This is a genomic window from Streptomyces sp. D2-8 (assembly GCF_023184515.1).
Lineage (GTDB): Bacteria > Actinomycetota > Actinomycetes > Streptomycetales > Streptomycetaceae > Streptomyces.
Genome location: NZ_JAAHBP010000017.1, coordinates 91,463 through 110,201, shown reverse-complemented (window position 1 = coordinate 110,201; position 18,739 = coordinate 91,463). Strand labels below are relative to the sequence as shown.

The following is an 18,739-nucleotide window of genomic DNA, read 5'->3' as shown; positions in this document are numbered from 1 at the left end:
CGAGGGTCTTCGTCCGGCACGCCGCGAACACCGCGGGCACCGCACTGGACAATTCAGAACACCCCCTAGCTACCCGAGGCCTCGTGCAGGTACTCCGTGGGAAGGACGGGCTCCCCGCGCGAGAGCTGCGTGGCCGACATCGGCAGACCCGCGCGGGCCCTCGTGTGCCGCTCCCGTGCCGCGTCCAGCGGCTCACGCGCCACCACCTCGCCCCCCTTGACCAGCTCCACCGGCAGCTGCCGGTCCGCGAGCCCGGCGGGCACCGGCCCGGTGCCGATCACCTCGGCCTCGGCGACCCCGTGGGAGTCCAGCCGCCGCGCGGCCCACTTGCGTCCGCCGACCGACGTCTTGCCGCCGCTGGACTTCTTCGCCACCGGCACCAGCGGCGCGTCCGGGTCGGCGGACTCGGCCCGCGCGACCAGCTTGTAGACCATCGAGGAGGTCGGGTGGCCGGAGCCGGTCACCAGCTGCGTACCGACGCCGTAGGCGTCCACCGGCGCCGCGGCCAGCGAGGCGATCGCGTACTCGTCCAGGTCCGAGGTCACGACGATCTTCGTGTCCCTCGCGCCCAGCTCGTCCAGCTGCTGCCGCACCCGGTGCGCCACCAGCAGCAGATCGCCGGAGTCGATCCGCACCGCGCCCAGCTCGGTCCCGGCGACCTCGACGGCCGTGCGGACCGCCTCGGCGACGTCGTAGGTGTCGACCAGCAGCGTGGTGCCCCGGCCCAGCGTGTTCACCTGGGCCTGGAAGGCGTCCCGCTCGCTGTCGTGCAGCAGGGTGAAGGCGTGCGCGGAGGTGCCGACGGTGGGAATGCCGTAGCGGAAGCCGGCCGCCAGGTCGGAGGTGGTCGCGAAGCCGCCGACGTAGGCGGCCCGGGAGGCCGCCACCGCCGCCAGCTCGTGGGTGCGCCGGGCGCCCATCTCGATCAGCGGCCGGTCACCGGCGGCCGCCGACATGCGCGAGGCGGCCGCGGCGATCGCCGAGTCGTGGTTGAGGATCGACAGGATCACGGTCTCCAGCAGCACGCACTCGGCGAAGGTGCCCTCGACCCGCATGATCGGCGAGCCCGGGAAGTACACCTCGCCCTCGGGGTAGCCCCAGATGTCCCCGCTGAACCGGTAGCCGTCCAGCCACTCCAGGGTCTCCTCGCCGACGATCTCCCGCTCGCGCAGGAAGTCCAGCACGGCCGTGTCGAAGCGGAAGTTCTCCACCGCGTCCAGCACCCGGCCGGTGCCGCCCACGACGCCGTAACGGCGCCCGTCCGGCAGCCGCCGGGTGAAGACCTCGAACACGCTCCGTCGCTCGGCCGTGCCCGACGCGAGGGCGGCCCGCAGCATCGTCAGCTCGTACTGGTCCGTGAAGAGAGCCGTCGACGGAACATCCACCGGCAGCCCGAGGTCCGCTGTGTTCATGAAGAGGAGCGTACCCCCATTTCGTCAATCTGACGATTGTGGTCTCCGGGGATGCGATCGCCTTACGGCCAGGCTCGTTTGTGCGACTCCCCCCCTCGGGTGGCAGCATGGGCAGTGTGACGTCACCCGCGCCCCTGGAGATCGAACGCACCGAGTCGGCGGAGGAGGTCTTCGCCGTACCCGAGCCGGACGTCCCGTGGGTCACCATCGTCCACAACGACCCGGTCAACCTCATGAGCTACGTGACGTACGTCTTCCAGTCGTACTTCGGCTACTCCAAGGACAAGGCCACCAAGCTCATGCTCGATGTCCACCACAAGGGCCGGGCGGTCGTCTCCAGCGGCAGCCGCGAGGAGATGGAACGCGACGTGCAGGCCATGCACGGCTACGGCCTGTGGGCGACCCTCCAGCAGGACCGCAAGTAGCCAGCTCCCCGCCCAGCAGCGAAAAGGCGTTCATGCCCGGAACCTTCGAACCGCTCCCCGGCGGCGGCGCGGCCGTCGCCCTCGACGACGTCGAGATCTCCATCATCCGGTCGCTGGCCGTCCAGCTCCTGGAGCTCATCGGCCCCGGCCCCGCCGAGGACGCCTCCGGCGACCCCCTCGCCGAGCTGTTCGCGGAGGGCCCGAGCGAGCCGCCCGCCGACCCGGTGCTGAGGCGGCTCTTCCCGGACGCCTACAGCGACCCCGAGCAGCCCGCCTCGGCCCGGGACGCCGAGGAGCAGCGGGCGTACTCCGCGGAGTTCCGCCGCTACACCGAGAACGACCTGCGGGCCGGCAAGCGGGACAGCGCCCTCGCGGTGATCCGCTCCCTCGACGCGCTCTCCTCGGCCTCGGCCGGCGAGGGCGGTGCGGTGCTGAAGCTGTCGCCGGCGGAGTCCCAGCAGTGGCTGGGCGCCCTGAACGACCTGCGGCTCGCGATCGGCTCGCGGCTGGAGATCACGGACGACGACGACACCGACCTCCTCTACCGCCTCCCGGACGAGGACCCGCGCAAGCCGATGGTGATGGCCTACCTGTGGCTCGGCGGACTCCAGGAGACGCTGGTCGGAACCCTTATGTCCTGATCCGTGCAGGTTCTGTGACCCCTGGGTGGCCGATCGGTGTTCGCTCAGAGGACACTCAAATCCGGATAACGATCACGTCACCGCTCCCGCCTCCTATGGCCTCTTCGGGTGCCCTTTGTCCGCTTTTCCCTGTGCGGTGCGCCACATTCCACCCCTGAATTCAGTGTTGCGATCGTGATAAATCTTCACGACCGCCCGGCAGAACACCACCCGAATGTTCGGCCGGGTGCGCCACCGAGCCGGTAATCGCCGGCCAGGCACGAGCGGGCTTCCGGCCCGCTCAGCTCCATCATTCCGGGGGGATCGAAACCCGATCCGAGGCCGACGAAGGGCCCGGGTCGGCATGGAGAAAGGCGCACCACACATGACCTCTGTGCAGGTCGACACGGAGAAGGCACCTGAAGAGGGCTACGAGCGCGGACTCGGCAGCCGTCAGGTCCAGATGATCGCGATCGGCGGCGCCATCGGCGTCGGCCTGTTCATGGGTGCCGGAGCGAACATCGCCAAGGCCGGCCCCAGCATCATCCTCATGTACGCCCTCGCGGGCGTCGTCATCTTCTTCATCATGAGAGCGCTGGGCGAACTGCTCCTGTACCGGCCCGTCTCCGGCTCGTTCGCCGAGTACGCCCGCGAATTCCTCGGCCCGTTCTTCGGGTTCGTCACGGGCTGGACGTACTGGCTCATGTGGGTGGTCACCGGCATGGCCGAACTCACGGCCGCCGCGATCTACATCCACTTCTGGTTCCCCGAGATCCCGCAGTGGCTCAGCGCCCTGGTGTTCCTGGTGGTGCTCTTCGGCGTCAACCTGATCTCCGTCAAGATCTTCGGCGAGGTCGAGTTCTGGTTCTCGATGATCAAGGTCACGGCCATCATCGGCATGATCGTCATCGGCCTCGGCGTGCTCACCCTCGGCTTCTCCGACGCCGGTGACACCGCCGCCGTCTCCAACCTCTGGTCGCACGACGGCTTCTTCCCGAACGGCATCGGCTCCAGCCTGATGACGCTCCAGGGCGTCATGTTCGCCTACCTCGCCGTCGAGCTCGTCGGCGTCACCGCGGGCGAGTCCGAGAACCCCGAGAAGACCCTGCCCAAGGCCATCAACACCCTGCCCTGGCGCATCATCGTCTTCTACGTCGGCGCGCTGCTGGTGATCCTCTCCGTCGTCAAGTGGACCGAGTTCTCCGCCGGCGAGAGCCCGTTCGTCCACGCCTTCGGCAAGATCGGCATCCCGCTCGCGGCGGGCATCGTCAACTTCGTGGTGCTCACCGCGGCCCTGTCCTCCTGCAACTCGGGCATGTACTCGACCGGCCGGATGCTGCGCGACCTGGCCGCCAACAGCGAGGCGCCGCAGGCCTTCGGCAAGCTCAACGCCCGCAAGACGCCCGCCGTCGGCATCACCGTCTCCGTGGCGCTCATGGGCATCGGCGTCGTCCTGAACTACGTCGTCCCGGAGAAGGCGTTCCTCTACGTCACCTCCGTCGCCACCGCGGCCGGCATCTGGACCTGGATGATGATCCTCGTCAGCCACATCCGCTACCGCGCCGCGGTCGACGCGGGCCGGCTGCGCGCCTCGTCCTTCCCCGCCCCCGGCGGGGCGCTCTTCAGCTGGGTCGCGCTCCTCTTCCTCGTCTGCGTGACCTGCATGATCGCCTACGACAAGGACGCCCGGATCTGCCTGTACGTCGCGGCCGTCTGGGCCGTCGCCCTCGGCATCGGCTGGGCGGTCCTCAAGAGCCGCAACCCGCAGATCGCCGAGCGCCGCGACGCGGATTTCGAGAAGGTCGGCTGACCAACCCGAAGGACGCCCAGCCGCAGGGAGTACTCGTGGCACTCCCTGCGGCTGCCGCTCAGGGCGTCCGGCATGTGGGCCGTTCCGTACCAACCCTCGGTACGGAACGGCCCCTCTGCTTATCCTTGCCGGCATGCTGACCATCACCCAGGCCCTCGTCGACCAGATCGTCGCCCACGCGCGCAAGGACCACCCCGACGAGGCGTGCGGCGTCGTCGCCGGCCCGGCCGGCTCGGACCGCCCCGAGCGGTTCATCCCCATGCTGAACGCGGCCATGTCGCCCACGTTCTACGAGTTCGACTCGGGAGACCTGCTCAAGCTCTACCGCGAGATGGACGACCGCGACGAGGAGCCGGTGGTCATCTACCACTCCCACACCGCGACCGAGGCCTACCCCTCGCGCACCGACATCTCCTACGCCAACGAGCCCGGCGCCCACTACGTCCTCGTCTCCACCGCCGACACCGACGGGGCCGGCGAGTTCCAGTTCCGCTCCTTCCGGATCGTCGAGGGCGAGGTCACAGAGGAGGAGGTCCAGGTCGTCGAGGCGTACTGAGGACCCCTGAACAGCGCGGTCTCACTCCCCGGCCCTGAAACGTCCGCGATGTGGGATCACATTCCAGAACCCGGACCGGGAATCGATACGATGAGCCCATGGTTTTCCACGACGTGAGCGACAAGACGCCGGGCACGCTGCTCGTGGCGCGGCTGCACGTCGACCTGTGCAGGCTCGCCAGCGCCATCTGTTGACGCCGGTCCCTGCCGCCGTACGGCCGTGAGCCGCGGCGCTGCACACACGCACCACCCCGCTGTTCCTGCGCTGCCGCGCGCCCCGACTGACTACTCCCGACAGGAGCCCTGAAGCCATGGCCATCGAGGTCCGTATCCCGACCATCCTCCGCACCTACACCGACGGTCAGAAGGCGGTGGAGGGCAAGGGAGACACCCTCGCCGAGCTCTTCGACGACCTCGAGACCCGGCACCCGGGCATCCAGGCCCGCATCGTCGACGGCGACCAGCTGCGCCGCTTCGTCAACGTGTACCTGAACGACGAGGACGTCCGCTTCCTCGACGGCATCACCACCAAGCTGTCGGACGGCGACAACGTCACGATCCTGCCGGCCGTGGCCGGCGGCATGGTCTGATCAACGATGCGCTACGACTCCCCCCTGGCCGCGGTCGGCAACACCCCCCTGGTGCGCCTGCCGCGGCTGTCGCCGTCCGCCGACGTCCGTATCTGGGCGAAGCTGGAGGACCGCAACCCGACGGGGTCGGTAAAGGACCGTCCGGCCCTGCACATGATCGAGCAGGCGGAGAAGGACGGCCGCCTCACCCCGGGCTGCACCATCCTCGAGCCGACGTCGGGCAACACCGGCATCTCGCTGGCGATGGCGGCGAAGCTCAAGGGCTACCGCATCGTGTGCGTGATGCCGGAGAACACCTCGCAGGAACGCCGGGACCTGCTGGGCATGTGGGGCGCGGAGATCATCTCCTCCCCGGCGGCGGGCGGCTCCAACACCGCCGTGCGCGTCGCCAAGGAGCTCTCGGCCGAGCACCCGGACTGGGTGATGCTCTACCAGTACGGCAACCCCGACAACGCGGGCGCCCACTACGCCACGACCGGCCCCGAGATCCTCGCCGACCTGCCGTCCGTCACGCACTTCGTGGCCGGCCTCGGCACGACCGGCACCCTCATGGGCGTGGGCCGCTACCTGCGCGAGCACAAGCCGGACGTCCAGATCGTCGCGGCCGAACCGCGCTACGACGACCTGGTCTACGGCCTGCGCAACCTCGACGAGGGCTTCGTCCCCGAGCTGTACGACGCCTCCGTCCTCACCAGCCGCTTCTCGGTCGGCTCGGCGGACGCGGTCACCCGCACCCGCGAGCTGCTCCAGCAGGAGGGCATCTTCGCCGGCGTCTCCACGGGCGCCGCGCTGCACGCCGCGATCGGCGTCGGCAAGAAGGCCGTCAAGGCCGGAGAGCCGGCCGACATCGCCTTCGTCGTCGCCGACGGCGGCTGGAAGTACCTCTCGACGGGCGTCTACACGGCGGCCACGACGGAGGAGGCCATCGACACGCTCCAGGGCCAGCTCTGGGCGTAGCCGACGCCGGGCACCGACATGAACGAAGGGCTGGAGTCACGACTCCAGCCCTTCGTGCCGCTCAGCCCGCCAGATACCGGACCTGGTCCCACAGCGCCGGATCCACCACGCCGACCCGCCGCCGGAAGCCCCACACCGGGACCTCCCGCAGCTCTTCCGTCTCCAGGAAACTCGCACGCCCCTGGGTGTCGCCGACCGAACCCGGCGGCAGCGGGATCACGCCGGTGCGCTCGTCGCGGAACCGGGTGGTGATCTTCGCGACCGTCGCCCGCTCCCCGCGCACCGCCAGCACCAGACAGGGCCGGTCCTTGGTGCGGGCCTCGTCCTCGTAGGGCACGTCCGCCCACCAGATCTCCGCCGGCTGCGGCCGACCCTCCTTCGTGATGGTCGGTACAGCCGTCCGGACCCGCCGGGCAGACGGCCGCCGCCCCCGGCCCCAGCCGTCGACGAGCGTGGCGATGAGCGCGAGCAGCACCACCGCGGCGAGCGCCAGCCACCAGGACGTGTCCATACTGAGACGTTACCGGCGCCGCCGCTGCCGCGCGCCCCCCTCACGAGGATCACCCCCCGGCCCTGCCAGCCGAACCGGTGACACCACAGGTGAGTTCGCCCACAACAGGCCTTGGTGGAGGAGCTACCGGAGGTTTTGCGCCTTACGCTCGACGGACCGCACGACCCCCGACGCCCCTCTCAGACTTATCCCGCCAGCGGAGGTTTCTGCTTCATGAAGCTCACCGTCGTCGGCTGCTCGGGGTCGTTCCCGTCCGCGGAATCGGCCTGCTCGAGCTACCTCGTCGAGGCCGACGGCTTCCGGCTGCTTCTCGACATGGGCAACGGTGCCCTGGGCGAGTTGCAGCGCCACTGCGGTCTCTACGACCTCGACGCGATCTTCCTCAGCCATCTGCACGCCGACCACTGCATCGACATGTGCGCGTACTTCGTCGCGCGCTACTACCGCCACGACGGCGGCCGCTGCGCTCCACTCCCCGTCTTCGGCCCCGAAGGCACGGAACACCGGCTGACCACCGCCTACGCGGACACCCCCTCCGCCTCCTCCATGAGCGAGGTCTTCGACTTCCACACGGTCAAGCCGTCCACCTTCGAGCTCGGCCCGTTCACGGTGCACACCGAGCGGGTGGCCCACCCCGTGGAGGCGTACGGCATCCGGATCGAGCACGGCGGCCGGACGCTGGCGTACTCCGGCGACACCGGCGTGAGCCCCGCGCTGGACGAACTCGCCCGGGACGCCGACCTGTTCCTGTGCGAGGCCGCGTTCACGCACGGCAAGGAGAACATCCCCGACCTGCACCTCAACGGCCGCGAGGCGGGGGAGACGGCGGCCCGGGCCGGTGCCCGCCGCCTGGTCCTCACCCACATCCCGCCGTGGACGGACCCCCAGGTCAACCTCGCCGACGCCCGCGAGGTCTACGACGGCCCGGTGGACCTGGCCGCGCCGCGGCAGACGTACGAGATCTGAGGGCCTGATCCAAACGACAGGTCCTGGCGCCCGACGCACGAAGGCCCGGAACCAGAGCGGTTCCGGGCCTTCAGCGTGTACGGGGCTACTTCGCCTCCGCCTTCTGCAACTCGGCGAGTTCCTCGTCGGACTCGCGGCCCGGCGTCGGCAGGTTGAACTTGGTGATCGCGAAGCGGAAGACCACGTAGTAGACCGCCGCGAAGCACAAGCCGACCAGGGCCAGGCCCCACGGGTTGCTCGCGATGCCCAGGTTGAGGAAGAAGTCCACCGCGCCGGCCGAGAAGCCGAAGCCGTCCTTCATCCCCAGGGCCCAGGTCAGCGCCATCGAGACACCGGTGAGCACGGCGTGGATCGCGTACAGCACCGGGGCGATGAACATGAAGGTGAACTCGATCGGCTCGGTGACGCCCGTGACGAACGAGGTCAGCGCGAGGGAGAACATCATGCCGCCGACGACCTTGCGGCGCTCGGGCCGGGCGCAGTGCACGATCGCCAGGCAGGCGGCCGGCAGGGCGAACATCATGATCGGGAAGAAGCCGGTCATGAACTGCCCGGCGGTCGGGTCGCCCGCCAGGAACCGGGCGATGTCGCCGCTCTTGCCCTCGTAGGTGCCGGCCTGGAACCAGGGGAAGGAGTTCAGCAGGTGGTGCATGCCGATCGGGATCAGCGCACGGTTGGCGACACCGAAGATGCCCGCGCCGACCGCCCCGGAACCGACCAGCCACTCACCGAAGTTGTGCAGGGCCGTGCCGAGGACCGGCCAGATGTAACCGAAGACGATGCCGAGGAGCAGACCGGCGAAGGCCGACAGGATCGGCACCAGTCGGCGCCCGCCGAAGAAGCCCGCCCAGTCCGGCAGCTTGGTGCGGTAGAACCGCTGGTAGAGCAGGGCGACGACGAGGCCCATCACCACACCGCCGAGCACCTTGGCGTCCACCGGCGCGTCCGTCATGACTATCTTGCCGTCGACGACCTTCGCCACCTGGGGCAGGTTCTTGTCGGTGAACGTGGCCAGCACGTTCTTGAAGACCAGGTAACCCACCACGGCCGCCAGGGCGGTGGAGCCGTCCGACTTCTTGGCGAAGCCGATCGCGATACCCACGGCGAACAGCAGCGCCATGTTGTCGAGGATCGCGTTACCGCCGGCCGCCATGAAGCTCGCGATCTTGGTGATGAACGCGGGGAACGACTCGCGCCCGAGCATGTCGGTGTTGCCGAGTCGGACCAGCAGGGCGGCGGCGGGCAGGACGGCGACGGGCAGCATCAGGCTCCGGCCGATGCGCTGCATGACGGCCATCACCGCCGACCCCTTCTTCGGGCTCGCGGGCGCGGCTGTGGCTGTGGACATGAACTTCCTCCAGGGGGCACGGCGCCGCGCAGGGAGAATTCAGCGGGGGACGGCGGCGTCTCAAAGAAAGGGGAACGCGGTCATCGCCGCGCCACCTCCACCAGTGAGTGGTGTAGACCAGTTGTAGCACGGTAGGCCGAACGAGTGGAACCCGCCAATTTCCGCCCCTGCGACGATCACGCCTCGGCGCTGTCCTCCACGTCCTCCGCAGGCTCCCGACCCGGAGTCCTCAGGTCGAACTTCGTGATCGCGAACCGGAAGATCACGTAATAGACGAGCGCGAAGCCCAGCCCGACCGGGACGATCAGCCACGGCCTCGTCGCCAGATTCCAGTTGATGACGTAGTCGATCAGCCCCGCCGAGAAGCTGAACCCGTCATGCACCCCCAGCCCCCACGTCACCGCCATCGACACCCCCGTCAGCAGCGCGTGCACCACGTACAGCACCGGCGCCACGAACAGGAACGAATACTCGATCGGCTCGGTGATGCCCGTGACGAACGACGTCAGCGCCACCGACACCATCAGACCGCCGACCTCCTTGCGCCGGTCCGGCCGCGCACAGTGCGTGATCGCCAGCGCCGCCGCCGGCAACGCGAACATCATGATCGGGAAGAACCCCGAGGTGAACTGACCGGCGTCCGGATCCCCCGCCAGGAACATGTTGATGTCACCGTGCACCACCGTCCCGTCCGGCTTCGTGAACGAGCCGAACTGGAACCAGACGGGCACGTTCAGGAACTGATGCAGCCCCACCACCAGCAACGCCCGGTTCGCCACCCCGAACACACCCGCACCCCACGCGTCCAGACCGTCCAGCCAGTCGCTGAAACTCTCCAGCGCGTCACCGATCGGCGGCCACACCCACAGACACAGCGCCGCGAACACGATCGCCACGAACGCCATGATGATCGGCACCAGCCGCCGCCCGTTGAAGAACCCCAGCCAGTCCACCAGCCGCGTGCGATGGAAACGCGCCCAGAAGAACGCCGCCAGCAGCCCCATCACGATCCCGCCGAACACCCCCGGATTCTGGAACGTGAACGACGTCACCGTCCGGTCCCCGTCGGTCACCTGGCACCCCACGTTCGGCACCACCACCGACCCCTCCGGGCAACCCTCCGGAAACTGCCGCAGCACCGTGAAATAAACGAGGAACCCGGCCACCGCCGCCAGCGCCGTCGAACCGTCCGCCTTCTTCGCCATCCCGATCGCAACGCCCACACAGAACAGCAGCGGCAACCCCAGCGAACTGTCCAGCAGCGCACCGCCCGCCCCCACCATCACCTTCGAGACGTTCGTCCAGCCCAGCCCGTCGTCCCCGAACACATCAGGCTGCCCCAGCCGGTTGAGGATCCCCGCCGCCGGCAGCACCGCGATCGGCAACTGCAGACTGCGGCCCATCTTCTGCAACCCTTGGAACAGCCGGTTCCAGCGGGCATGTCCAGGACGGGCGGCGGCCTCGGCGCCGGCGGGGCTGTCCGCACTCATTCCGGTCCCCTTTGTCGGGAGGCGGGCTTGTGGTGTAGACCAGTCGTTCGGACGGTCGCGCGAACGTGACGCCATCATTCGGCACACGCGACATGACCGCTCGCAAAGATGGACCAACTGTGGGTTACTGCGACAAAGCGGTTCGGATCAGGGAGAACGAAGATGGCCAGCAAGGCTGAGAAGATCGTTGCCGGGCTCGGCGGCATCGACAACATCGAAGAGGTCGAAGGCTGCATCACCCGGCTGCGGACCGAGGTCGTGGACCCCTCCAAGGTCGACGAGACCGCCCTGAAGGCCGCCGGCGCCCACGGCGTCGTCAAGATGGGCACCGCGATCCAGGTCGTCATCGGCACCGACGCCGACCCCATCGCAGCGGACATCGAAGACATGATGTGAAGGACGGGGATCGTCCCGGGCCTCACCCCCTGACACCCCCAGCTCACCACCGGGGCCCCTCCCACCGCGGGAAGGGCCCCTTCCGCACGTACGGATAGGCTCAGCCGCATGTCTCGAATCGACGGCCGCACCCCCCAGCAGCTCCGCCCCATCACCATCGAGCGCGGCTGGAGCAAGCACGCCGAAGGCTCCGTCCTCGTCTCCTTCGGCGACACCAAGGTCTTCTGCACCGCCTCCGTCACCGAAGGCGTCCCCCGCTGGCGCAAAGGCAGCGGCGAAGGCTGGGTCACCGCCGAATACTCCATGCTGCCCCGCTCCACCAACACCCGCGGCGACCGCGAGTCCGTCAGGGGCCGCATCGGCGGCCGCACCCACGAGATCAGCCGCCTCATCGGCCGCTCCCTGCGCGCCGTCATCGACTACAAGGCCCTCGGCGAGAACACCATCGTCCTCGACTGCGACGTCCTCCAGGCCGACGGCGGCACCCGCACGGCAGCCATCACCGGCGCCTACGTCGCACTGGCCGACGCCGTCGCCTGGGCCCAGCGCAAGAAGCTGATCAAGGCGGGCCGCCAGCCCCTGACCGGCACCGTCTCCGCCGTCTCCGTCGGCATCGTCGGCGGCGTCCCCCTCCTCGACCTCTGCTACGAGGAAGACGTCAAGGCCGACACCGACATGAACGTCGTCTGCACCGGCGACGGCCGCTTCGTCGAGGTCCAGGGCACCGCCGAAGCCGAGCCTTTCGCCCGCGACGAACTGGGCGCCCTCCTCGACCTCGCCGTCGCCGGCTGCGACGAACTCACCGCCCACCAGCGCACCGCGCTTGCCACCGTCCTCGAAAAGTAAAAGGCACACCAAGACGAGTGCTCGGCACGGGCAACCGCGCCGAGCACACTCGCGTCTGAAGGAGTACGGGCGCACGGCTCATCCCTGTGCGCCCGGCCAACCGCGCGGGCCCGACCGGCCCGACCGAACGAGAGGGACCGCTCCATGGCCGCGAGCCGCCGACGCCGCACCGCAGCCGTCGCCGCCACCCTGGCGGCCGTCGCGCTGACCGCCGGACTCACCACCGGCTGCGCCGCCGTCGACAAGGCGCTGGACTGCGTCCAGGCCGCCGACGCCATCGCCGACAGCGTCACGGACCTCCAGCAGGCGGTCGACAGCGCGGCGAACGACCCGACGCAGATCGACGAGTCCCTCGACTCCATCGACAAGAACCTCGGCGACATCGGCGACAAGACCGACAACGCGGATGTCGGCAAGGCCGTCGACGACCTGAACAAGGCCGTCGACAACGTCCGCACGTCGATCAAGAACGGCGACGAGACACCCGACATCAGCCCGGTCACGGACGCGGCGGGCGAACTGACGAAGGTGTGCACTCCGTAACGCCGGCTGCCGGTGGCCAACCGCGGGTCCGTCGTGGTCGCTCGCGCAGTTCCCCGCGCCCCTGAGGGGGCGCGGCTCCCGGCCCCCGCGATACTGGGGGCCATGAGTCGCCTGATCCTCGCCACCCGTAACACCGGGAAGATCACCGAACTTCGCGCGATCCTCGCCGAAGCCGGGCTGTCCCACGACCTCGTCGGCGCCGACGCCTACCCGGACATCCCCGACGTCAAGGAAACCGGCGTCACCTTCGCGGAGAACGCCCTCCTGAAGGCCCACGCCCTCGCCCAGGCCACCGGCCTCCCCGCCGTCGCCGACGACTCCGGCCTCTGCGTCGACGTCCTCAACGGCGCCCCCGGCATCTTCTCCGCCCGCTGGTCCGGCCGCCACGGCGACGACAAGGCCAACCTGGACCTCCTCCTCGCCCAGCTCTCGGACATCGCCGAGGAACACCGGGGCGCCCACTTCGCCTGCGCGGCGGCACTGGCCCTGCCGGACGGCACGGAAAGGGTGGTGGAGGGCCAACTCCCCGGCACTCTCCGCCACAAGCCGACGGGCACGGGCGGCTTCGGCTACGACCCGATCCTCCAGCCGGAGGGCGATACGCGGACCTGCGCGGAGTTGACTCCCCAGGAGAAGAACGCGATCAGCCACCGGGGGAAGGCGTTTCGGGCGTTGGTGCCGGTGGTTCGGGAGCTGTTGCGCTGAAGCCAAGAGAAACGGCCTGCACCATCGAACCTTCGATGTGCAGGCCGTATCTCGTGCGGCGGAAGGGATTCGAACCCTCAAGCCCGGTCAGGGGCCACAGGACCTAAACCTGCTGCGTCGCCATTGCGCCACCGCCGCTAGCCGCCTGTCATGGTACCGGGAGCAGCTCGTCGACTTTTGCCTCCTCGGCACCAGGTGCTGGTGACCGCGTGGCAGTTGGGACACAACAGCCGCAGGTTCTCGCGCCGGTCGTCGCTCCAGTCCCCGTTGATGTGATCCACCTCCAGCGTCATCGGTTTGCCGCGCCACTCGGGGCCGGTGCCACACCGAGCGCACTGCTCAGGTACGCCGACGCTGCCGAGCGCGCGGCGCAACAGCCTTGTCGCGGTCCTGTGCTTGCCGTCGTGCCGGACCAAGATCTCCTCGGGGTGCTTGGCCGGGATGGTGCCGGGCTTACCCCGGTTGTGCGCCTGCCCCAGGAAGTGAGCCGTATCGAGGTGCTCCTGCGCGATCTGTCGGCGCAACGCCGCCCGCTGCCCGCCGTTGTCCGGCCGTCCCAGGCGGCGCAGCACTTCCGCGATGGAGAAGGACTCGGCGACCGCGACGCGCAGTTCTTCGGGGGGTAGTCCCGCGTCGAACTCCGCGGATCCACCCCCAGTCTCTCCAGCGCCTCCGACAACGACCGCGCCCCCCGAGCCGCCTCCTCCAGCCGCTCCCAGGTATACGCACTGGCGCCCATGAACCACCCCTCCGTACTCGACCACCCTTTCGTGATCTCGCACGGAGTAACGAACCGTTTATCGGACAGTCACGCCCGGAATGCGAAACGGCTCGTGCCGGGGTCCACCGGTACGAGCCGCTCGGAGAAGGATCCGCGGAGTCTCAGACCCCCAGGTCCTTGATGATCTTGGCTACGTGGCCCGTCGCCTTGACGTTGTACAGGGCGCGTTCGACCTTGCCCTCCTCGTCCACGACGATCGTGGAGCGGATGACGCCGACGACCGTCTTGCCGTAGAGCTTCTTCTCGCCGAAGGCGCCGTAGGACTCCAGGACCTGCTTGTCCGGGTCGGCCAGGAGCGTGACCTTCAGGGACTCCTTGTCGCGGAACTTGGCCAGCTTCTCCGGCTTGTCGGGGGAGATGCCGATGACGTCGTAGCCCGCGCCCGTCAGCAGCTCCAGGTTGTCCGTGAAGTCGCAGGCCTGCTTGGTGCAGCCGGGGGTGAGGGCGGCCGGGTAGAAGTACACGATGACCTTGCGGCCCTTGTGGTCCGACAGGGACACCTCGGTGCCGTCGGCGTCGGGCAGGGTGAAGGCGGGGGCCACGTCCCCGGGCTGAAGTCGCTCGCTCATCAGGCCAGCGTAACCGGGGGTCGAGGCGGTGCGATGAGCCGTGGAGCTGACAGACTGTCCGGCACAGGCTCACACCGACTTCGGAGGCGACACGGTGGCGGACACGGCGGACACCAGGACCCCGGCGCAGATCGAGGCGGACATCAGGCGCCGCCGCGCGACCCTGGCCGAGACTCTCGACGAGATCGGGGTGCGGGTGCACCCGAAGACGATCGTCGGGGATGCCAAGGCCAAGGTCGTTTCCAACATTGATCACACCCTCGGGCAGGCCTACGTGGGGGTCAACCGGGCCGTCACGGACGTGCGGGCCCGGTTCGTGGACGAGGACGGCGCGCCGCGGCTGGAGCGGGTCGTGCCCGTCGCGCTCGTCGTGGTGGGAGTGGTCGGGCTGCTCGCGGTCGGCACGTGGCGGCGCAAGGGCTGACCCGACTGCGTACGTTCGCGGGGAAGACAGGTAGGTTTCAGGGCGTGAGCGCCAAGAGAAACGAGCACAGTACCCATCCGGACAAGCTGCCCATCCGGATGCTGCACGACCGCGTACTCGTGCGGCAGGACACCAGTGAGGGCGAGCGGCGTTCCGGCGGCGGCATCCTGATCCCCGCCACGGCGGCGGTCGGCCGGCGGCTGGCGTGGGCCGAGGTCGTCGCGGTGGGGCAGAACGTGCGGACCGTGGAGGCGGGCGACCGGGTGCTGTTCGACCCGGAGGACCGCGCCGAGGTGGAGGTGCGGGGGATCGCGTACGTGCTCATGCGCGAGCGTGATCTGCACGCCGTGGCCGCGGACCGGTTCGAAGGGGCAGAGGACTCGACGGGCCTGTACCTGTAGGGCCGACAGCGCGGTGCGCGGGGGCCGGTGACGGTTGTCACCGGCCCCTCGTCATGGGTTTTGCTACGTTGGCGGGACCCCCGACGAGACGCGCCGTACCGGGATCAAGGCAAAGACGACGCACCGAACCGTCAGCCCGTTTCCCGGAGGTGCTCGTCATGGCCTGGGTTCTGCTCGTCGTCGCCGGTCTGCTCGAGGTGGGGTGGTCCGTCGGCATGAAGTACACCGACGGGTTCACGCGGCCGCTGCCCAGTGTGCTCACGGGCGCCGGCATCGTCGTCAGCATGCTGCTGCTGTCGCAGGCCGCCAGGACCCTGCCCATCGGTACCGCCTACGGCGTGTGGGTGGGGATCGGTGCGGCCGGGGCGGCGGTGTTCGGCATGGCGGTGCTGGGTGAGCCTGCGACCGCCGTCCGGATCTTCTTCGTGTGCCTGCTGCTGGTCGCCGTGGTGGGGCTGAAGGCGACCAGCGGGCACTGAGCTATTCGCGGCGGGCGCCCTGCGGGACCACGCCCCAGCCGGGGCCGGTCGGGCCGCCCGTGGCGCCGCCGTCGCTCGTGTCGCCGCCACCGCCCTCCGTCGTACCGCCGTCGGTCGTGCCGCCGTCGGTGGAGGTGCCGCCGTCGGTCGTGCCGCCGTCCGCGGTGCCGCCGCCGGTGGGGGACTCGCCGCCGGTGCCGCCGTCGGTGGTGCCGCCGTCGGTCTGGCCCTCGGTCTGCCCCTCGGGAGCGCTGGGGGACTGGCCGGGTGTCGCGGTGCCGGGGTCCTCGCCGCCGGTGGTGCCGCCGTCGGTGGTCGCCCCGGTGGTCGGGTCGGCCGGGGCGTCGCTGCTGGGGGCCTCGGAGACGTCGGAGCCCGGCTGGAGCCTGAGGTCGAACTCCTTGGCGGGCTTGGCCTTGAGGGCGTCCTGGGTGAACTGCGTCCAGATCTCGGCGGGTGCGCCGCCGCCGTTGACGCGCTGCAGGCCCATGGCGCCGTACAGCGACTTGTGGGCGGCGGTGACCGGGTCCTGGCCCATGACGGAGACGACGGTGGCGAGGTCGGGGGTGTAGCCCGCGAACCAGGCCGCCGTGTCCTCCTCGGCGGTGCCGGTCTTGCCGGCGACGGGGCGGCCGGCGGCCTGTGCGGCGGAGGCCGTGCCGTTCTGGACGACGCTCTGCAGCATCGAGGTGGTGGTGTCGGCGGCCTCGCGGCTCACGGCCTGCCGGGTGCGCCGCTCGGGCAGTTCGATGGGCGTGCCCCCCTTGGTGACCTTCTCGACCATCGTGTACGTGCCGTGCCGGCCGTGGTTGGCGAGGGTGGCGTAGGCCTCCGCCATGTCGAGGACGCTGGCGGTGGCGGTGCCGAGCGCGATGGCGGGGCCGTCGGCGAGGTCGGGGGTGGTCTCGGGGACGCCGAGGTCGATCGCGGTCTGCTTGACCTTCGCGGGGCCGACGTCGGCGGCCATCTGCGCGTACACCGAGTTCACGGAGCTGTCGGTGGCCTCGGTGACGGTGATGTCGCCGTAGGAGCGCTGGTCCTCGTTCTCGGGGGCGTACGGGTCGCCGGTCCAGCCCTGCACGGAGCGCTTGTTGGTGCCGTCGTAGATGGTGTTCGGGGTGATGACGCGGCCGTCCTGGGTCTCCGAGTGGTTCTCGACGGCCGAGGTGAACACGAAGGGCTTGAAGGTGGAGCCGACCTGGAAGTCCCTGCGGGTGGCGTTGGGGGTGTACTGCTTGACGTAGTCGATGCCGTTGTACATCGCCACGACCTTGCCGGTCTTGGGGTCGACGGAGGCGCCGCCCGCGCGGACGTAGGTGTCGACCTTGTTGTTCTTCTTGTCGAGCTTGGACATCAGCTTGTCGTTGACGGCCTTCACGAACGCGTCCTGCTTGCCCTTCTGCAGGGTCGTCGTGATGCGGTAGCCGCCGGCGTCGAGCTTGCTCTCCTCGATGATCTTGTTCTGGGTGAGGTAGTCCTTGACGATCCGGACGATGTAGCCGCGCTGCCCGGACATGCCGGTGGAGAGGGTGGACTCCTTCGGCACGGGGAACTTCATGCCGGCGCGCTCGGACTCGCTGAGCCAGCCCTTCTTGACCATGCCGTCCAGGACGTAGTTCCAGCGGGACTCGGCGGCCTTGCGGTTCTCGGGGTGGGCGACGACGTCGAACTGGCTGGGCGCGTTGACGAGCGCGGCGAGGTAGGCGGCGCGGGCCGGGTCGAGGTCCTTGGCGTCCATGCCGTAGTAGGCCTGGGCGGCGGCCTGGATGCCGTAGGCGTTGCGGCCGAAGTAGCTGGTGTTGAGGTAGCCCTCGAGGATGTGGTCCTTGCTGACCTCGCGGTCCAGCTTGATCGCGATGAAGAACTCCTTGGCCTTGCGCGTGACGGTCTGTTCCTGGCGCAGGTAGTAGTTCTTCACGTACTGCTGGGTGATCGTGGAGCCGGACTGCTTGCCCTTGCCGAGGGCGGTGTTCCAGGCGGCGCGGACCATGGCCTTGGGGTCGACGGCGGATTCGGTGTAGAAGTCGCGGTCCTCGGCGGCCAGGATCGCGTGCTGGGCGTCCTTGGAGACCTGCGGGAGCGTGACGTTCTCGCGGTTGACCTCGCCGTCGCGGGCGATCACGGAGCCGTCCGCGTAGAGGTAGACGTTGGCCTGCTTGGTGGCGAGCGCGTTGGCCGGCGGGATCTGCACCAGCGAGTAGCCCAGGAAGAACCCGCCGACCAGCAGGAGGACGACGACGATGAAGCCGCCGAGCGTCATGCGCCAGGTCGGGATGATCCGGCGCCAGCCGGTCCGCTTCGGTTTCCCGGCGGCCTTGGCCTCGGGCGCGCCCGGGTCGCCGCCGGCATCCGCCTGCGGCTCTCTCGGTGCCCAGCCCGGATTCGGTTGCTGCGGCTGAGGCTCGTCACTCATTCGTGCACGGACTCCTGTTTCGCGTCGTACGTCGTTCCCGTACGTCTCTGCTCGCTCTTGCGCCCCTGTGATGAAGACTGTCCCATCCGGTGATCAGTTCCCTGACCGAGGGCCGTGTCGTGAGCCGTGTGGTGGGGCGGGTCGCGTGCGGACGAGTGCGCGGGCGGGCACCGGCCAATCGCGCTGTGCCGCACGCTTGCCCGAATCGTGATCTCGCCCGCGCGACATTCGCCCGAAGGGGGACACGGCCGTGGAGCGCGACGGCTCGTACGCTCCGCCCGGCCGGCACCGCCGCCACGCTGCTAGTGCCCCGGCAGGCAACGTTCGCCCCGTCGCGACGCCCGGCACGCCCTCTCGCCGCACCGGCCGAAAGCCCAAGTACATCCAGTACGAGGACTTCCGGCCGGCACGCCGAGAGCACGCACCGGACGCCGCTCCTTGACGGGCCAACGTTGCCCGCCGGGGCACTAGCCCTGGCCACGGGCGCCTCGGCCCACG

Annotated in this window: 22 protein-coding genes, 1 tRNA gene and 1 riboswitch; of the genes, 15 read left to right on the top strand and 8 right to left on the bottom strand. The window is 69.5% G+C overall.

Annotated features, from left to right (window positions below):
• Positions 1-65: 65 nt before the first annotated feature.
• Complete coding sequence (locus G3I77_RS26775) at positions 66-1,412, bottom strand: nicotinate phosphoribosyltransferase (protein WP_248507855.1); 1,347 nt, start codon at positions 1,410-1,412, stop codon at positions 66-68.
• A gap of 107 nt (positions 1,413-1,519) precedes the next feature.
• On the opposite strand from G3I77_RS26775, the gene clpS reads away from it, so the two are divergent.
• From clpS to G3I77_RS26745, 7 genes are all read left to right on the top strand, one after another.
• Positions 1,520-1,837, top strand: a complete 318-nt coding sequence (gene clpS / locus G3I77_RS26770; RefSeq protein ID WP_031102986.1) for an ATP-dependent Clp protease adapter ClpS — start codon at positions 1,520-1,522, stop codon at positions 1,835-1,837.
• 32 nt (positions 1,838-1,869) lie between these two features.
• On the top strand, positions 1,870-2,478 hold the full coding sequence (locus tag G3I77_RS26765) for a DUF2017 domain-containing protein (RefSeq protein WP_248507853.1): 609 nt from the start codon (positions 1,870-1,872) through the stop codon (positions 2,476-2,478).
• Positions 2,479-2,842: 364 nt separating this feature from the next.
• The gene (locus tag G3I77_RS26760; protein ID WP_248507852.1) at positions 2,843-4,267 is read left to right on the top strand and encodes an amino acid permease; all 1,425 of its coding nucleotides are present in this window, start codon (positions 2,843-2,845) and stop codon (positions 4,265-4,267) included.
• Between the two features lie 133 nt (positions 4,268-4,400).
• Positions 4,401-4,823: a Mov34/MPN/PAD-1 family protein gene (locus G3I77_RS26755; protein WP_031140077.1), complete on the top strand. Its 423-nt coding sequence runs from the start codon at positions 4,401-4,403 to the stop codon at positions 4,821-4,823.
• A 98-nt stretch (positions 4,824-4,921) separates the two neighbouring features.
• The gene (locus G3I77_RS41270; RefSeq protein ID WP_317926516.1) at positions 4,922-5,017 is read left to right on the top strand and encodes a putative leader peptide; all 96 of its coding nucleotides are present in this window, start codon (positions 4,922-4,924) and stop codon (positions 5,015-5,017) included.
• 116 nt (positions 5,018-5,133) lie between these two features.
• On the top strand, positions 5,134-5,412 hold the full coding sequence (locus G3I77_RS26750) for a MoaD/ThiS family protein (RefSeq protein WP_248507851.1): 279 nt from the start codon (positions 5,134-5,136) through the stop codon (positions 5,410-5,412).
• A 6-nt stretch (positions 5,413-5,418) separates the two neighbouring features.
• Positions 5,419-6,369: a PLP-dependent cysteine synthase family protein gene (locus G3I77_RS26745; RefSeq protein ID WP_248507850.1), complete on the top strand. Its 951-nt coding sequence runs from the start codon at positions 5,419-5,421 to the stop codon at positions 6,367-6,369.
• Positions 6,370-6,430: 61 nt separating this feature from the next.
• Here G3I77_RS26745 and G3I77_RS26740 read toward each other — a convergent pair whose 3' ends face one another.
• On the bottom strand, positions 6,431-6,880 hold the full coding sequence (locus tag G3I77_RS26740) for a type II toxin-antitoxin system PemK/MazF family toxin (RefSeq protein WP_248507849.1): 450 nt from the start codon (positions 6,878-6,880) through the stop codon (positions 6,431-6,433).
• A gap of 213 nt (positions 6,881-7,093) precedes the next feature.
• On the opposite strand from G3I77_RS26740, the gene G3I77_RS26735 reads away from it, so the two are divergent.
• Positions 7,094-7,846 (top strand): MBL fold metallo-hydrolase, encoded by a 753-nt coding sequence (locus G3I77_RS26735; RefSeq protein ID WP_248507848.1) that lies wholly within the window; start codon positions 7,094-7,096, stop codon positions 7,844-7,846.
• Between the two features lie 85 nt (positions 7,847-7,931).
• Here G3I77_RS26735 and G3I77_RS26730 read toward each other — a convergent pair whose 3' ends face one another.
• On the bottom strand, positions 7,932-9,194 hold the full coding sequence (locus tag G3I77_RS26730; protein WP_248507847.1) for a PTS transporter subunit EIIC: 1,263 nt from the start codon (positions 9,192-9,194) through the stop codon (positions 7,932-7,934).
• A gap of 176 nt (positions 9,195-9,370) precedes the next feature.
• The gene (locus tag G3I77_RS26725) at positions 9,371-10,684 is read right to left on the bottom strand and encodes a PTS transporter subunit EIIC (protein WP_248507845.1); all 1,314 of its coding nucleotides are present in this window, start codon (positions 10,682-10,684) and stop codon (positions 9,371-9,373) included.
• 162 nt (positions 10,685-10,846) lie between these two features.
• Here G3I77_RS26725 and G3I77_RS26720 point away from each other — a divergent pair, with 162 nt between their 5' ends.
• From G3I77_RS26720 to rdgB, 4 genes are all read left to right on the top strand, one after another.
• On the top strand, positions 10,847-11,080 hold the full coding sequence (locus G3I77_RS26720) for a glucose PTS transporter subunit EIIB (RefSeq protein ID WP_248507843.1): 234 nt from the start codon (positions 10,847-10,849) through the stop codon (positions 11,078-11,080).
• Between the two features lie 108 nt (positions 11,081-11,188).
• Positions 11,189-11,926, top strand: a complete 738-nt coding sequence (gene rph, locus G3I77_RS26715) for a ribonuclease PH (RefSeq protein ID WP_248507841.1) — start codon at positions 11,189-11,191, stop codon at positions 11,924-11,926.
• Between the two features lie 144 nt (positions 11,927-12,070).
• Complete coding sequence (locus G3I77_RS26710; RefSeq protein WP_248507839.1) at positions 12,071-12,469, top strand: hypothetical protein; 399 nt, start codon at positions 12,071-12,073, stop codon at positions 12,467-12,469.
• A 102-nt stretch (positions 12,470-12,571) separates the two neighbouring features.
• Entirely contained in the window at positions 12,572-13,174 is a 603-nt protein-coding gene (gene rdgB, locus G3I77_RS26705; RefSeq protein WP_248507837.1) for an RdgB/HAM1 family non-canonical purine NTP pyrophosphatase, read from the top strand.
• Positions 13,175-13,228: 54 nt separating this feature from the next.
• Here the strand turns inward: rdgB and G3I77_RS26700 are convergent.
• The 3 genes from G3I77_RS26700 to bcp all read right to left on the bottom strand — a co-directional run bounded on the left by G3I77_RS26700 (position 13,229) and on the right by bcp (position 14,524).
• Positions 13,229-13,312: transfer RNA gene (locus G3I77_RS26700), tRNA-Leu, on the bottom strand.
• Positions 13,312-13,746, bottom strand: a complete 435-nt coding sequence (locus tag G3I77_RS26695) for an HNH endonuclease (RefSeq protein WP_374386833.1) — start codon at positions 13,744-13,746, stop codon at positions 13,312-13,314. The genes G3I77_RS26700 and G3I77_RS26695 overlap by 1 nt, the downstream gene beginning before the upstream one ends.
• Positions 13,747-14,056: 310 nt before the next feature.
• Positions 14,057-14,524, bottom strand: a complete 468-nt coding sequence (gene bcp / locus G3I77_RS26690) for a thioredoxin-dependent thiol peroxidase (RefSeq protein WP_248507834.1) — start codon at positions 14,522-14,524, stop codon at positions 14,057-14,059.
• Between the two features lie 94 nt (positions 14,525-14,618).
• Between bcp and G3I77_RS26685 the strand changes: the two genes are divergently transcribed.
• The 3 genes from G3I77_RS26685 to G3I77_RS26675 all read left to right on the top strand — a co-directional run bounded on the left by G3I77_RS26685 (position 14,619) and on the right by G3I77_RS26675 (position 15,828).
• The gene (locus tag G3I77_RS26685; RefSeq protein WP_248507954.1) at positions 14,619-14,948 is read left to right on the top strand and encodes a DUF3618 domain-containing protein; all 330 of its coding nucleotides are present in this window, start codon (positions 14,619-14,621) and stop codon (positions 14,946-14,948) included.
• 44 nt (positions 14,949-14,992) lie between these two features.
• Positions 14,993-15,349, top strand: a complete 357-nt coding sequence (locus G3I77_RS26680; RefSeq protein WP_031140106.1) for a co-chaperone GroES — start codon at positions 14,993-14,995, stop codon at positions 15,347-15,349.
• A gap of 55 nt (positions 15,350-15,404) precedes the next feature.
• Positions 15,405-15,474, top strand: a riboswitch (guanidine-III (ykkC-III) riboswitch).
• Between the two features lie 33 nt (positions 15,475-15,507).
• Positions 15,508-15,828: a multidrug efflux SMR transporter gene (locus tag G3I77_RS26675; RefSeq protein ID WP_248507832.1), complete on the top strand. Its 321-nt coding sequence runs from the start codon at positions 15,508-15,510 to the stop codon at positions 15,826-15,828.
• Position 15,829: 1 nt separating this feature from the next.
• Here G3I77_RS26675 and G3I77_RS26670 read toward each other — a convergent pair whose 3' ends face one another.
• Entirely contained in the window at positions 15,830-18,241 is a 2,412-nt protein-coding gene (locus G3I77_RS26670; protein WP_248507830.1) for a transglycosylase domain-containing protein, read from the bottom strand.
• Between the last annotated feature and the right edge of the window lie 498 nt (positions 18,242-18,739).

Bases quoted from the DNA above. Each gene is read 5' to 3' on its own strand.
- G3I77_RS26775 (WP_248507855.1), bottom strand. From the start codon at position 1,412: ATGAACACAGCGGACCTCGGGCTGCCGGTGGATGTTCCGTCGACGGCT.
- clpS (WP_031102986.1), top strand. From the start codon at position 1,520: ATGGGCAGTGTGACGTCACCCGCGCCCCTGGAGATCGAACGCACCGAG.
- G3I77_RS26765 (WP_248507853.1), top strand. From the start codon at position 1,870: ATGCCCGGAACCTTCGAACCGCTCCCCGGCGGCGGCGCGGCCGTCGCC.
- G3I77_RS26760 (WP_248507852.1), top strand. From the start codon at position 2,843: ATGACCTCTGTGCAGGTCGACACGGAGAAGGCACCTGAAGAGGGCTAC.
- G3I77_RS26755 (WP_031140077.1), top strand. From the start codon at position 4,401: ATGCTGACCATCACCCAGGCCCTCGTCGACCAGATCGTCGCCCACGCG.
- G3I77_RS41270 (WP_317926516.1), top strand. From the start codon at position 4,922: ATGGTTTTCCACGACGTGAGCGACAAGACGCCGGGCACGCTGCTCGTG.
- G3I77_RS26750 (WP_248507851.1), top strand. From the start codon at position 5,134: ATGGCCATCGAGGTCCGTATCCCGACCATCCTCCGCACCTACACCGAC.
- G3I77_RS26745 (WP_248507850.1), top strand. From the start codon at position 5,419: ATGCGCTACGACTCCCCCCTGGCCGCGGTCGGCAACACCCCCCTGGTG.
- G3I77_RS26740 (WP_248507849.1), bottom strand. From the start codon at position 6,880: ATGGACACGTCCTGGTGGCTGGCGCTCGCCGCGGTGGTGCTGCTCGCG.
- G3I77_RS26735 (WP_248507848.1), top strand. From the start codon at position 7,094: ATGAAGCTCACCGTCGTCGGCTGCTCGGGGTCGTTCCCGTCCGCGGAA.
- G3I77_RS26730 (WP_248507847.1), bottom strand. From the start codon at position 9,194: ATGTCCACAGCCACAGCCGCGCCCGCGAGCCCGAAGAAGGGGTCGGCG.
- G3I77_RS26725 (WP_248507845.1), bottom strand. From the start codon at position 10,684: ATGAGTGCGGACAGCCCCGCCGGCGCCGAGGCCGCCGCCCGTCCTGGA.
- G3I77_RS26720 (WP_248507843.1), top strand. From the start codon at position 10,847: ATGGCCAGCAAGGCTGAGAAGATCGTTGCCGGGCTCGGCGGCATCGAC.
- rph (WP_248507841.1), top strand. From the start codon at position 11,189: ATGTCTCGAATCGACGGCCGCACCCCCCAGCAGCTCCGCCCCATCACC.
- G3I77_RS26710 (WP_248507839.1), top strand. From the start codon at position 12,071: ATGGCCGCGAGCCGCCGACGCCGCACCGCAGCCGTCGCCGCCACCCTG.
- rdgB (WP_248507837.1), top strand. From the start codon at position 12,572: ATGAGTCGCCTGATCCTCGCCACCCGTAACACCGGGAAGATCACCGAA.
- bcp (WP_248507834.1), bottom strand. From the start codon at position 14,524: ATGAGCGAGCGACTTCAGCCCGGGGACGTGGCCCCCGCCTTCACCCTG.
- G3I77_RS26675 (WP_248507832.1), top strand. From the start codon at position 15,508: ATGGCCTGGGTTCTGCTCGTCGTCGCCGGTCTGCTCGAGGTGGGGTGG.
- G3I77_RS26670 (WP_248507830.1), bottom strand. From the start codon at position 18,241: ATGAGTGACGAGCCTCAGCCGCAGCAACCGAATCCGGGCTGGGCACCG.